General features: G+C 59.3%; 15 protein-coding genes and 1 pseudogene. 10 read left to right on the top strand and 6 right to left on the bottom strand.

Going from position 1 to position 13048, the window contains the following annotated elements; genetic code table 11:
* The 5 genes and pseudogenes from HF921_RS12275 to HF921_RS12295 form a co-directional block, all read left to right on the top strand.
* Positions 1-350: pseudogene (locus tag HF921_RS12275) on the top strand (glutamyl-tRNA reductase); the annotation flags it as partial.
* Positions 347-1444, top strand: coding sequence for a peptide chain release factor 1 (gene prfA, locus HF921_RS12280; RefSeq protein WP_064219209.1), 1098 nt, complete (start codon positions 347-349; stop codon positions 1442-1444). The pseudogene HF921_RS12275 and the gene prfA, both read left to right, overlap by 4 nt.
* Positions 1434-2300: a peptide chain release factor N(5)-glutamine methyltransferase gene (gene prmC / locus HF921_RS12285; protein WP_215893908.1), complete on the top strand. Its 867-nt coding sequence runs from the start codon at positions 1434-1436 to the stop codon at positions 2298-2300. The genes prfA and prmC overlap by 11 nt, the downstream gene beginning before the upstream one ends.
* A gap of 2 nt (positions 2301-2302) precedes the next feature.
* Positions 2303-3115, top strand: a complete 813-nt coding sequence (mutM, locus tag HF921_RS12290; RefSeq protein WP_064219207.1) for a bifunctional DNA-formamidopyrimidine glycosylase/DNA-(apurinic or apyrimidinic site) lyase — start codon at positions 2303-2305, stop codon at positions 3113-3115.
* A 16-nt stretch (positions 3116-3131) separates the two neighbouring features.
* Positions 3132-5111: a dynamin family protein gene (locus HF921_RS12295; protein WP_215893909.1), complete on the top strand. Its 1980-nt coding sequence runs from the start codon at positions 3132-3134 to the stop codon at positions 5109-5111.
* Here the strand turns inward: HF921_RS12295 and HF921_RS12300 are convergent.
* The 3 genes from HF921_RS12300 to rsmD are packed head-to-tail and all read right to left on the bottom strand — an operon-like array spanning position 5095 to position 6462.
* Complete coding sequence (locus HF921_RS12300) at positions 5095-5346, bottom strand: YfhL family 4Fe-4S dicluster ferredoxin (protein WP_064219205.1); 252 nt, start codon at positions 5344-5346, stop codon at positions 5095-5097. The two genes, HF921_RS12295 and HF921_RS12300, sit on opposite strands and share 17 nt — an antisense overlap.
* Before the next feature lie 29 nt (positions 5347-5375).
* Positions 5376-5900, bottom strand: a complete 525-nt coding sequence (gene coaD, locus HF921_RS12305) for a pantetheine-phosphate adenylyltransferase (protein ID WP_064219204.1) — start codon at positions 5898-5900, stop codon at positions 5376-5378.
* Positions 5893-6462 carry a 16S rRNA (guanine(966)-N(2))-methyltransferase RsmD gene (gene rsmD, locus HF921_RS12310; RefSeq protein ID WP_215860487.1) on the bottom strand — a complete coding sequence of 190 codons (570 nt, stop codon included), beginning with the start codon at positions 6460-6462 and terminating at the stop codon, positions 5893-5895. Before rsmD ends, coaD begins: the two co-directional genes overlap by 8 nt.
* 230 nt (positions 6463-6692) lie before the next feature.
* On the opposite strand from rsmD, the gene ftsY reads away from it, so the two are divergent.
* From ftsY to HF921_RS12335, 5 genes are all read left to right on the top strand, one after another.
* Positions 6693-7649 (top strand): signal recognition particle-docking protein FtsY, encoded by a 957-nt coding sequence (gene ftsY, locus HF921_RS12315; RefSeq protein WP_226834596.1) that lies wholly within the window; start codon positions 6693-6695, stop codon positions 7647-7649.
* Positions 7646-8317: a cell division ATP-binding protein FtsE gene (gene ftsE / locus HF921_RS12320; RefSeq protein ID WP_064219201.1), complete on the top strand. Its 672-nt coding sequence runs from the start codon at positions 7646-7648 to the stop codon at positions 8315-8317. Before ftsY ends, ftsE begins: the two co-directional genes overlap by 4 nt.
* Entirely contained in the window at positions 8314-9219 is a 906-nt protein-coding gene (ftsX, locus tag HF921_RS12325) for a permease-like cell division protein FtsX (protein WP_215893027.1), read from the top strand. Before ftsE ends, ftsX begins: the two co-directional genes overlap by 4 nt.
* 74 nt (positions 9220-9293) lie before the next feature.
* Positions 9294-10145 (top strand): RNA polymerase sigma factor RpoH, encoded by an 852-nt coding sequence (gene rpoH / locus HF921_RS12330; protein WP_064219199.1) that lies wholly within the window; start codon positions 9294-9296, stop codon positions 10143-10145.
* 5 nt (positions 10146-10150) lie between these two features.
* A complete protein-coding gene (locus HF921_RS12335) occupies positions 10151-10474 on the top strand; it encodes a DsrE family protein (RefSeq protein ID WP_319025494.1) in 324 nt (107 codons plus the stop codon).
* 21 nt (positions 10475-10495) lie between these two features.
* On the opposite strand, the gene hslU is transcribed toward HF921_RS12335, so the two are convergent.
* The 3 genes from hslU to HF921_RS12350 all read right to left on the bottom strand — a co-directional run.
* The gene (gene hslU, locus HF921_RS12340; protein WP_215860484.1) at positions 10496-11818 is read right to left on the bottom strand and encodes an ATP-dependent protease ATPase subunit HslU; all 1323 of its coding nucleotides are present in this window, start codon (positions 11816-11818) and stop codon (positions 10496-10498) included.
* Positions 11819-11820: 2 nt separating this feature from the next.
* Positions 11821-12360, bottom strand: a complete 540-nt coding sequence (gene hslV / locus HF921_RS12345) for an ATP-dependent protease subunit HslV (RefSeq protein WP_014028037.1) — start codon at positions 12358-12360, stop codon at positions 11821-11823.
* A partial coding sequence (locus HF921_RS12350; RefSeq protein WP_215893911.1) for a tyrosine-type recombinase/integrase occupies positions 12357-13048 on the bottom strand: 692 nt, incomplete at its 5' end. The genes HF921_RS12350 and hslV, both read right to left, overlap by 4 nt.

Below are 13048 nucleotides of genomic sequence, written 5' to 3' on the forward strand. Positions count from 1 at the left end.
AGGCAGGCATGCGCGCACGCCGCGAGGCGGCGGCGGTAGCAGAGCTGATCATCGCCGATGAGGTCGCTGAGTTCCAGCAGTGGCGGGAAAGCCTGGATGTGGTGCCTGCCATTCGTCGCCTGCGTGATCATGTGGAGGAGCGGCGCCAGGAAGAGCTGCAGCGCTTTACGCATTACCTGAATCAGGGGCAGGATCCCTTCGCAGTCTTGGATGCCTTTTCCAAGGCGTTGATGAATAAAGTCCTTCACGATCCCATTGCAACCCTTCGCCAGCCTTGTCAGGATGCGACCAACGAAAGTCTTGTCGCGGCACTCGATATCCTCTTTCATCTCAGCGACGCCGAAGGATGAGTCTCAGCCCGCGTTTGCAAGGCCAACTGGAGCAGTTGGCCTTTCGCTTTGATGAATTAAGTCAGTTGCTGGCGCACCCGAATGTGGCGAGCGATGCGCAGCGTTTTCAAAGTCTTTCCAAAGAGTTGGGAGAAATCGCCCCGGTGCTGGACCTGCTGCGTCGTCATGAGCAGCGGCGGCAGGATCGAGATGACGCCGAGCGCATGATGATGGACGAGCGGGATGCGGAACTGCGTGCCATGGCCAGTGAAGAAGTGGCGGCGGCACAGGCTGAACTTGATCAGCTCGAAGAGTCCCTGCGGGTGCGCTTGCTGCCCAAGGACCCCAATGATGATCGTAATGTCTTTGTGGAGATACGGGCGGGGACTGGTGGTGAGGAGGCAGCACTTTTTGCGGGAGTGCTGGCCCGGATGTATACCCGCTATGCGGAGAATAAAGGTTTTGCCGTGGTTATCCTTTCCGCCTCTGATTCGGAACGTGGTGGTTACAAAGAAATCGTTCTGGAAATCAGCGGCCGCGGCGCTTATTCCCGTCTGAAATTCGAGTCGGGCGGGCATCGGGTGCAGCGGGTGCCGGAGACCGAGGCGCAGGGCCGTATCCATACCTCCGCCTGTACGGTAGCAGTGCTGCCCGAGGTGGATACGGTGAGCGAGATCACCATCAATCCCGCCGACTTGCGCGTTGATACCTACCGGGCCAGTGGTGCGGGCGGGCAGCACATCAATAAGACCGACTCCGCTATCCGCATCACTCATATTCCCTCCGGTTTGGTGGTGACCTGTCAGGAAGACCGTTCCCAGCACAAAAACCGGGCGCGAGCCATGGCACTGTTGCAGGCGCGTCTGCTGGAACAAGAGCAGGAGAAGCAGCAAAGTGCGGCGGCGCAGACCCGGCGCCTGCTGGTGGGTTCCGGAGATCGCTCCGAGCGTATCCGTACCTACAACTTTCCGCAGGGGCGAATCACCGATCATCGTATCAATCTTACGCTGTATCGGCTGGAGGCGGTGCTGGCGGGAGATCTTGACGCCGTTATCGAACCGCTGATCAAAGAATATCAGGCCGATCTCCTGCAGCATCTGGGTGATGACCTCTGATTCGGGCGTAACGCACAATCCATCACGCAGTCTGCGTGACTGGCAGTATGCTCTGCGCGACCAACTGCGCGCATTGAGTGATCAGCCAGAGCAGGAAACACGCTGGTTGTTGGCCGCCGCTCTGGGACTGGATGGGGCGGCGCTACTGCGTGATGCGTTGATGCCAATTTCCGCAGAGGAGGAGGCCCGGATTACCGTACTACTCACGCAGCGCCTCGCAGGCGTGCCCTTGGCCTACTGCTTAGGCGAGTGGTCATTCTACGGACTGGATCTGTGCGTGGCTCCCGCGGTGCTGATCCCTCGCCCGGATACCGAGACCTTGGTGACTCTGGCCCTTGAGGGGTTGGCAGAGAATGACGCGGTGCGGGTGCTTGATCTTGGTACAGGCTCCGGGGCCATTGCATTGGCCATTGCCCAGGCGCGACCGCTGGCGGAGGTCTGGGCCGTGGAGCGCAGCCCGGCGGCGTTACAGGTCGCGCGCGCCAATGGTGCGCTTCTGGCGCCGCAGGTGCACTGGCTGGAGGGTGACTGGTACGCACCACTGGATAGCGCCTTGCGGTTTAATCGGATTGTGGCCAATCCCCCTTATCTGGCCGATAACGATTCACACCTTCCTGATTTGCGTCATGAGCCTTGGGAAGCCCTGGTGGCCGGTCCCAGCGGTTTGGAGTGCCTGGAACGCATCATTGCCGGTGCGTATGAGCGACTTTCGTTGCAGGGCGTGCTATTGCTGGAGCATGGCCCTGATCAGGGGAAGGCGGTGCGCGGCCTGCTCAACAACGCTGGTTTCGGTGCGGTGCAAACCTGCCGCGATCTGGCCGGACGCGGACGCGTGAGCAGCGGAATAAGGAATTAACCATGCCCGAATTGCCTGAAGTCGAGGTCACCCGTCTGGGTATTGCCCCCCATCTGCTGGGACAGCGTCTGGAGGGTGCCGTGGTGCGGGATAGTCGCCTGCGTCTGCCGGTGAACGCCGATCTTGCCGGGCGGGTGGCCGGGCAGCGCCTGCTCAATCTCCGGCGACGGGGCAAATACCTTCTGCTCGACCTGGAACAGGGAGCGATCCTGATCCATCTGGGGATGAGCGGACACCTGCGCGTCCTCCCGCAAAGCACCCCGGTGCAGAAACATGATCATGTCGATCTGCTCTTTACCGACGGTCTGTGCTTGCGCTTCCATGACCCGCGCCGTTTCGGCGCGGTGTGCTGGGTTGCCGATCCCGACCGGCATCCGTTCCTCCGGCATCTGGGGCCGGAGCCACTAGGCGTCGATTTTACGGAAGAATACCTGTATCGGCGGAGCCGAAACCGACAGGTGCCGATTAAATCCTTTCTCATGGATGCCCATATCGTCGTCGGCGTCGGCAATATTTACGCCAATGAGTCTTTGTTCGCGGCGGGTATCGATCCGCGCCGCCACGCGGGGCGCGTTGCTCTGCCGCGCTATGGGAAGCTGGTGCAGGCAGTGCGCGATATTCTGGAGGCAGCTATTGCCCAGGGCGGAACGACCCTGCGCGATTTTACCCGGCCCGATGGCAGAAATGGCTATTTTCGACTATCTCTTGCGGTGTATGGGCGAGAAGGGGAACCCTGTACGCAGTGTGGGGCGCTGTTACACGATATCCGTATCAGTGGCCGAGCGACGACCTATTGTTCCCATTGTCAGCGCTGACCAGTCGGGAGTAAGCATGAGTGAAGAGCATTTGTTGAAGACATCCCCCATTCTGCAGGGGCTGCGCGCGTTAAATGGTTGGCGGCAAAAAGTGATTGACGGTCTTCATGAAATGGCGGCGCTGACAGCCGATCTGGGTCTGCTGCCCAGTGGGACCATGCTGCAACTGGAAACCTTGGCTTATGAAACGGAGCAGGACAGCTTGCGTATCGCCCTCGTCGGCGAGTTTTCGCGGGGCAAGACCGAGTTGATTAACGCCCTCTTTTTCGCGGATATGGGGGCGCGTCTGCTGCCTTCCAGTCCCGGCCAGACCACCATGTGTCCCGTGGAGATTCGCGGCGCGCCGCAGGGGCGGCCGGGTTTGCAGCTCCTGCCCATTGCCAGCCGCAGCCTCGATGTCAGCATCGAAAAACTCAAAAGGGCGGGGAGCGCGTGGACGCGATTGCCGCTGGTGCTGGAAGAAAAAAACGAACGGTGCCAGGCGTTGGCCCATCTTACGGAAACGCTTTGTGTGGCGATTGAGGATGCCCGTCGCATCGGACTTTGCCCACCGCTCAATCGTACGCCCAAAGACCGCGAGCGCACCATTTGTCCCTCCTGTGGCCTCGGTAAGGTGCTTATCCCGCGCTGGCGCCACGCCCTGCTTTATCTGACACATCCTATGTTGGATGCCGGTCTCACGGTGCTGGACACCCCTGGCCTCAACGCCATCGGTGCGGAACCCGAACTGACTTTCGGTATGCTCGCCGACGCGGACGCCATTATTTTTGTGCTGGGTGCGGACACCGGCGTTACCCAAAGCGATCTGACCATCTGGGAACAGTATCTGATGCGCAATGCGCACCAGAAGCAAATTGTGCTCCTCAACAAGATTGATACCCTCTGGGACGAATTGCGTGACTGGTCTGGGGTGGTGGCAGAAATTGAGCAGCAGGTGGACAAAACGGCGGAGCGGCTGCGTATTCCTCGTGAGCAGGTTATTCCAGTCTCCGGTCAGAAGGGGCTCATCGCCCGAATCCGCCAGGATCAGAAACTGCTTGAACGTAGCGGAATGGCGGCCTTGGAGCGTTCCATTGCGGAGGTATTATTGCCCGCACGGCGAGCGGCCATCCAGGCAAGGTGCCGGGTCTTGGTAGAACGTGCCGTCGTGGACCAGAAAAATCTGCTGCATGAACAAATGAATAGAATCACGGCGCAGATAGAGAGTGTGCGCAGCCTCAAGGATCGGACGGCTGAGAAAGTGCCCGAACTGGTGGCACAACATCAGCGGTTACTCCAAAGCTTTGAGCAAGACCGGCATGCCTTCGAGGGGAAAAAAGCGGCCTTCCGTCAGGCAGTTGAAGAGTGTCTGCTCGTCCCTCTGGCACCCGCTTCCTTTGATCTTGTGATCAGCAACGCCAAAGCGGAGATGCTTTCCGTATGGACGACAGCAGGTATCGTCGAACGTTTCAGACTTTTCTTCGCGGAGGTCATAGCCCATTTTGACAAGGCGCAGCAGGGTGCGCAGCAGGTATCGGCACTGGTGGCCGGGGAGTATCAGGTGTTGCAGAGCCGTTATCGTTTACCCGCCTTGCGGACGGTGCCCTATGCCATTATGCCGCGACGGACGGAGCTCATGGATATGGCGGAAAATTATGAGCGCTTCGGGATGAAGCTGGAGATCGCCGTGAACACCCAAAGTGCCGTGGTGCGTAAGGCTTTTCTGACCGTAGCCAGTCGAACCCGCGATTTTGTCGTCGAAACCAGGCGGGAGGCAGAGACCTGGGTAGATGAGATCATGGCGGTCATGAACCAGCAACTGCAGGTTTTTCACGACAATGCCGAAGAGGAGCTCAACGCATTGCAAAGTATTGCTCAGACCGTGGGCAATATTGATACCCGCATTCAGCAACTACGGCAGAGTCTGCAGATTGTGCAGGAGCAGATGGCCCGTCTCGAGCATTATTCGGCGCCATTGCTCCATCTGTTGCGGGAAGCGCTCAGCACTGCCCCGTAAGCCGCAGAAATTTTTGTTTCAGGGTTTCCGGTGACTCTGCATGGTCGGGGTTGCTGAGGATGCAGTCGACGGGGCAGACCTCCATGCATTGCGGGGTGTCATAGTGACCGACACACTCCGTACAAAGATCGGGGTCAATGACGTAGATCTGTGGACCCATGCTGATGGCGTTGTTGGGGCATTCCGGTTCGCAGACATCGCAATTGATGCACTGATCGTTAATGAATAGGGACATCAATATCCTCCGCAAGGCAACGTCATATTCTACTTTTCCGTAAGCTTGGGGTCCATGCCGACACAAAAGTGCTGCTTTAAGGCGGCGGCCACGGAAGGCTGGACGAAGGCGTCCACATCTCCCCCCAGACGACTGATTTCACGCACGAGGCTGGAAGAGAGAAAAGTGTACTGATCGGAGGTCATCAAGAAGAGGGTCTCAATCTGGGCATTCATGCGTCGGTTAATGGAAGCCAGCTGAAACTCATGCTCAAAATCCGATATGGCGCGCAGTCCACGCAGAATAAGATGGGTCTTTTCCTCCTGAAGCAGGTGAATCAGCAGGCCAGGAAAGGGGCGTACCCGCACCCCTGGAATCCCGCCTAAAGTTGCCTTGGCGAGCGCGACCCGTTCTGCGAGAGGGAAAATGGTCGTTTTCGCCGTTTGGGCGGCTACCGCCACCACGACCTCGTCGAACAGTGCGGCTGCGCGCCGCACCAGATCCTCATGACCATTCGTGATGGGATCGAAGGTGCCGGGATAAATAATTCGGCGTTCTGTGTGGGGCTTAGTCATGGAGATGCTCCGGCAAAATGGTATAGAGAGTATGATGCGAATCGCCGCAGCGGCCGCGCCGATAAGTGCGCCAATGGTTGGGGATGGCGGCGTCATCCCATCGTTCTGCAGCGGAGGTCTCCAGATACAGCCAACCTTCCGCAGCGATCTGCTGACCATTCCACAATATGGGGGCCATCCGCGTAGGCCAGCCTTGGTCGAAGGGCGGATCGGCAAAGATGATATCGAAGGGTCGGGGGCAATGTTGCAGGTATCCCCATGCATCTGTGCCAGCTAACTGCTGTGCCGCTACGCCGCAGGCGGCCAGATTCCGGGACAAGAGTTGGCGGTGTTGTGGGTTTTTCTCGACGAAGACCACTTCGCGCGCGCCGCGTGACCAGGCCTCCAGGCCCAGCGCACCGCTACCTGCAAAAAGATCCAGCACCCGTGCTCCGGCCACCTGTCCTCCCAGCCAGTTGAATAGCGTCTCGCGTACCGCACCCGGTGTAGGGCGCAGGGAACGACCGACTGGGGTGAGCAACCGTCGCCCGCGGTGGCGACCCGCAATAATAGAGACGCTCATATGGGCCGATTCCGCGGCAAGAAACGCCGCTCATGGCGTGGTATGACATTGCACGCATTGTTCGATGTCGCCCTTCGGTGGATAATGAAGAAATTCATAGTGTCTGAGGTTTGCTTAGCCCAATGGTGTTCGACTGGTTCAAGCGTAACAAAAGCCTTCCCGCGGGGGAAACGTCACCCGAAGGGGCGATTTCTCCGATTGTTGTGGCGCCAGCTATAGCAGAAGAGTCCATGCCGACAGAAGCCCTTTCCGATACACCCGGAAAAGGGCTTTTCTCCCGTCTTCGACAAGGCCTGACCCGAAGCCGGGAACAATTGGTCGAGGGCGTGGGGCGTCTGGTACGCGGTAAAAAGGTTATTGATGCGGAATTGCTGGAAGACCTGGAAGCCTTACTGCTGCAAGCTGATCTGGGCACGGCTGCAACCCGGGAAATCATGGACAGCGTGGCGGAGCGGGTACATCGCAAGGAACTCACGGACCCCAACGCGCTCCAGACGGCGTTGCGCGAGTCACTCCTCGACATCCTGCGTCCCCACGCGCAACCTTGGTCGCCCGAGAAGGGGCGCTCCCAGGTATTGCTCATGGTGGGTATCAACGGCGCGGGTAAAACGACCACCATCGGTAAGCTGGCTGCGCACTGGAAGGCGGAGGGTTTCGGTATTGTCCTCGCCGCCGGAGACACCTTCCGCGCCGCCGCCGTGGAGCAGTTACAGGGCTGGGGTAAACGGGTGCAGGTGCCCGTGGTGGCGCAGGGGACGGGCGCCGACAGCGCTTCCGTGATCTTTGATGCGCTGACTACGACCCGCGCGCGCGGCAGCGAGTTGCTCATCGCCGATACCGCCGGACGCCTTCATACCCAGGGTCATCTCATGGAAGAATTGAAGAAGATCAAGCGGGTCCTTGGCAAACAGGACCCGGAGGCGCCACAACAGATCTGGCTGGTGCTGGACGCGGGCACCGGCCAGAATGCCCTTAATCAGGTGCGTCAGTTTCACGATGCGATAGGGTTGACGGGTATTTGCATCACCAAGCTGGATGGCACCGCCAAAGGTGGCGTGGTGGCGGCCATTGCCAGGGCCGTGCCCATTCCCATTCGCTATATCGGTGTTGGTGAGCAGGTCGAAGATCTACGTCCTTTTGACCCCGAATCTTTTGTCGATGCCCTTTTTGCGGAGTCGAAGCCATGATCGAGTTTATCAACGTCACCAAGCATTACCCAGGACGGCATCACGTCCTCCGCGAGGTGAATCTGCACTTGCGTAAAGGTGAGATGGCCCTGCTGACCGGGCCTTCCGGCGCCGGTAAAAGCACGCTGCTCAAGCTGCTTCTGCGTTTGGAGGATGTCAGTCGCGGCACGCTGATGGTCAATGGCGTCGATGTCTCCACCCTCGGGCGCCGTCATATTCCCGCCTACCGGCGGCGGATCGGTGTCGTCTTTCAGGACCATAAGCTGCTGATGGATCGCGATGTGTTCAACAACGTGGCGCTGACCTTGCAGGTGGGAGGCCTTACTGGCCGGCAGATACAAAGCCGGGTACGGGCGGCGCTGGAGAAGGTGGGGCTGGGGGATCGGGCGCAGGATTTGCCCGCGGTCCTGTCTGGCGGTGAGCAGCAGCGCGTGGGCATTGCCCGTGCCATCGTCCACACTCCGGAAATTCTGCTTGCGGACGAACCGACGGGCAATCTGGATAACTCCCTGAGTACGGAGATTCTTGATCTTTTCCGCGACTTTCATCACCACGGAACGACCGTGCTGGTGGCTACCCATGACCAATCGCAAGTCAACCGTCTCGGCCTACCGGTTTTTCACCTGGAACAGGGCCGTCTGCACACTCCTGAGGAGGACAAGGCGTGAATCTCCATATCCGTCTGGAAGCGGCAAAAAATGCGCTGGATACGCTGATCAAGCAGCCCGTAGCCACGTTCATGACCGTGCTGGCGCTGGCTATCGTTCTGGCGCTTCCGGTGGGTCTCTTTGCTGCCCTCAACAATCTCCAGCAACTCTTGGGGCAATGGCGGGATCAAGCGCAGATCTCCCTCTTTTTGCACCGGGACGCCTCTGCCGCAGAGGTTCAGAATCTCCAGGTCCTGCTCGAACGCGGCATCGGGGTGGCGAGTGTGCGTTATGTGGGCAAAGAGGCGGCGCTGGCGGAGTTTGAGCACCACGCCGGGATGACGGCGGCCATACAGACCTTAGGTGAAAACCCCTTGCCGGCCTCTTTTGTGGTCGAACTGAACCCGCTGGCACAGAGTCCATCTGAGCTGCAAACACTGGTAGCCTATTGGGGCCGGCAACCGGGGGTAGCCAGTGCGCAATCAGACCTGCATTGGGTGGCGCGTTTGCAGGCGATCCTTGCTTTAGGCAAGCGCGCGGTGTGGATTCTCGCAGGATTACTCGCCGTGGGGGCGATCCTCGTCATGGGTAACACGATCCGCCTGCACATTGCCCAGAGGCGTGACGAAATCGATGTGGCGAGTCTGGTAGGTGCTACCCGCGCCTTCATTCGCCGTCCCTTTCTGTATCAGGGCCTGTTTCAGGGGGCGGTTGCCGGGATGATCGCCTGGCTTATCGTCGCTATTACGGTAACCGTTTTACAGGGACCGGTGGAACAATTAGCGGAACTCTATGGGGCCCGCTTCCATTTGCTGGGTCTGAATTCCGGGCAGGGTCTTATTCTCGTCGCCGCCAGTGCGCTTCTCGGTTGGTTGGGGTCGCGCCTTGCAGTGGGGCGGCACCTCGACCATACTTTTTCCTGAGGCGAGACTCCGCAAAACGGAACATGCGGTCGTATTCGGAGTCCAACTACGCATGACGGTGCATGAGGATTGCTATGAAAGAACTTGCGATAGCCAGTAGAGATTTGGTCAGCCCCGACGGGCTGGCGGCCTACCTGCGTTTTGTGAACGCTCAACCGCTTCTGCAACCGGAAGAAGAGCGCGATCTTGCTCTGCGCCTGCGTGATCACGATGATGTGGATGCGGCCAAGGATCTGGTGCTCAGCCACCTGCGTTTTGTGGTGCGGGTAGCGCGGGGTTATCGAGGGTATGGCTTGCAAGAAGCCGACTTGATTCAAGAAGGTAATATCGGGCTGATGAAGGCGGTGAAGCGCTACGACCCGGATCATGGCGTACGTCTGGTCTCCTTTGCGGTGCATTGGGTCAAGGCGGAGATCCACGAATTCATCCTGCGCAACTGGCGTATTGTCAAAGTGGCCACTACCAAGGCGCAGCGCAAACTGTTTTTCAACCTCCGTTCCAGTCGCACCCACACCGGCTGGATGGGTGGCCAGGAAAGTGCCGCCATCGCGGACGATCTGGGCGTTACCCAGGCGCAGGTGTTGGAGATGGAAGGGCGGATGTCCGGCTATGACTATTCGCTCAACCTCGAACCCAATGAGGACGGAGAGGGTGGGCGTGTCCTGGAGTTGGCGGATCCCACCGGGTCTCCCGTAGAGCAACTGGCGGAACGAGACTGGGATCAGCATCAGCACAAGGCCTTGCACACGGCGTTGTCCATTCTGCCCCAGAGAGATCGCTACATCATTGAGAACCGCTGGCTGAGCGAAGACCCTAAAACCTTGCAGGTGTTGGGCGATGAACTGGGTGTTTCGGCAGAGCGGGTGCGGCAACTGGAAAAAAGCAGTATGGACAAGTTGCGTCAGCAGATGCTGGCGACCGCTTGAGCGCAGTGCTGCTTTTCCACGTCGACGACGCCGGTCGCTGGCCTAATCTGCTGGCCAATGTTCGCAATGCTCAGACAGCGGCTCCCGAGCGGAGTTTGCGGGTCATCGCGAATGGTCAGGCACCCATGTCCCTCTGGGCGAAGGGCCATTGGCGGCGCGAGATAGAAGATCGCATCAGCGCCGGAGTGCGGGTCGATTTTTGTGAAAATAGCCTGCTTAATCTGGGTTTGGATCCCGATGACCGCCCGCTAGGCAGCCAACTGGTTGCCGCCGGGGTCGTTGCCATCGCCGATGCCCAGGAGGCCGGTGCCCTCTACATTAAGCCCTGAGCTCGCGGTACAGTTACCGCATCACAAAATATAGCGGGACAAATCCTCGTCCTGCGCCAGATCCTTCAGGCGGCTGTCCACATAGGCAGCGTCGACTTCCAGGGCAGTAGCGCCGCCGTCCGGCGCGACAAAAGCCACATCTTCCAGCAACCGCTCCATGACGGTGTGTAATCGCCGAGCCCCGATGTTCTCCACACGCTCATTGACCTGCTGAGCAATCTCGGCAATGCGCTGCACACCCCCCTGAGTAAAGTGCAAAGTTACCCCGTCGCTGGCCAGCAAGGCGCTGTACTGCCGGACCAGCGCATTCTCCGGTTCCTGCAGTATGCGTACCAAATCTGCCGCACTGAGGGCTTCCAGTTCCACGCGAATGGGCAGGCGGCCTTGCAGCTCTGGAATCAAATCTGAAGGCTTGCTGAGGTGGAAGGCACCAGAGGCGATGAAGAGGATATGGTCGGTCTTTACCACGCCGTAACGGGTGCTCACATTGGAACCTTCTACCAGTGGCAGCAGATCCCGCTGCACGCCTTCCCGGGAAACGTCCGAGCCCTGCTGCGTGCCAGCGCGCACTGCTACCTTGTCGATCTCATCAATAAAGACAATGCCGCCGGACTGCACCCGCTCCAGCGCCAGGGCGCGGACTTCCTCTTCATTGACCAGCTTGGCGGCTTCCTCATCCGTCAATAGACGCTGCGCTTCGCTAACGGTGACGCGTCGCGTGCTGGTTTTGCTTGGTGCCATGTTGGAGAACATATCGCGGAGCTGATTGGTCATTTCTTCCATGCCCGCCGGGGCCATGATCTCTACACCACCCTTGGGCGCACTCACTTCGATCTCAATTTCCTGCGAGTCCAGTTTGCCTTCGCGCAGCATTTTGCGAAATTTCTGGCGCGTACCCTCATCGCTGCGCGGCACAGTGCTGTCGCGGGGGCCGGGGATGAGGATGTCGATGATCCGCTCCTCGGCCAGTTCCTCAGCACGCTGGCGCAGCGCGACCTGCCGTTCGTTGCGGATCATATCTACAGCGGTTTCGGTCAAATCGCGGATGATGGATTCCACATCCTTACCCACGTAGCCCACCTCGGTGAACTTGGTAGCTTCAACCTTGATGAAGGGGGCGTTGGCGAGTTGCGCCAGACGTCGGGCGATTTCCGTTTTGCCGACCCCGGTGGGCCCGATCATCAGGATGTTTTTGGGAGTGATTTCCTGATGCAGTGGCGGCGGCACCTGCCCGCGCCGCCAGCGGTTGCGCAGGGCAATCGCCACGGCACGCTTGGCCTCGGATTGGCCGATGATGTACTTGTCCAATTCCTGGACGATCTCGCGGGGGGTCATTTCAGACATGCTCATAGTTCTTCAATCGTGTGGTTGTGGTTGGTGTAAATGCAGATGTCGCCAGCAATGCTTAGGGCACGTTCGGCGATGCTGCGGGCGGGCAGGTCGCTATTTTCCAGCAGGGCGCGCGCCGCTGACAAGGCGTACGGCCCGCCGGAACCGATGGCGATGATGCCGTATTCTGGCTCCAGTACGTCTCCTTGCCCGGTAATAATTAGACTTTGTTTGTCATCGGCGATGGCGAGCATGGCCTCCAGACGGCGCAGTACCCGATCGGTGCGCCACTCCTTGGCCAGTTCCACGGCGGCTTTGGCCAACTGACCGGGGTGAGCCTTATGTTTGGCCTCAAAACGCTCCAGCAGGGTAAAAGCGTCCGCCGTAGCTCCGGCGAAACCGGTCAGGACGCCAGGATCTATACGGCGTACCTTACGGGCGTTGCCTTTCATCACCGTATTGCCGAGGGTCACCTGGCCATCTCCCGCCATGACCACGTTGCTCCCCCGGCGGACACAAAGAATCGTTGTCCCATGCATTTGCTGCGAATCTGTCATGCTTTTTCCTCAAAATGTTTCGTATCCTGGGCATCGCGTCGTGATCGCGGGTGCGCCTGATCGTAGACCTGCGCCAATTGCTGATAATCCATATGGGTATAGATGGCGGTGGTGCCAATACCGGCATGGCCCAGGAATTCCTGTACCGCGCGCAAGTCGCCGGACGATTGTAACAGATGGCTGGCAGCACTATGGCGCAGGGTATGGGGGTGCAGCGCTTGTCCCAATCGCGTCTCACCCAGTTTTTTGACCCGTATCTGGATGCTGCGCACGCTGAGTCGCCGGCCGCGTTGATTGATGAAAAGCGCTATTTCTTCGCCTGCAGACATCGCCGGGCGCAGCGCAAGGTAGGCGCGGAGTGCCGCCCAGGCGGGCTGACCCACGGGTACGATGCGTTCCTTGTGGCCCTTGCCCAACACCCGCACCGTACCCCCATGATAATCCAGGTCGCCTACATTCAGTCCTGCCAGTTCGCTGACGCGCAGGGCGCTGGAGTACAGCAGTTCCAGGATCAGTTGATCACGCAGGCGGATAAAGTCTTTCTGATCCTCGGCTGCGCCGGGGGGGGGGATGGGCTGCATCAGCACGCGGGCCTGGTCTACGGTCAGCCAATCGGGCAGACGTTGCTCCGCCCTGGGCATGGCGAGGCCCTGCACCGGATTGCGCAGTTCGGGCGCGTCATGTTGCA

Origin of the sequence: Acidithiobacillus ferriphilus (assembly GCF_018854775.1) — a bacterium.
GTDB lineage: Bacteria > Pseudomonadota > Gammaproteobacteria > Acidithiobacillales > Acidithiobacillaceae > Acidithiobacillus > Acidithiobacillus ferriphilus.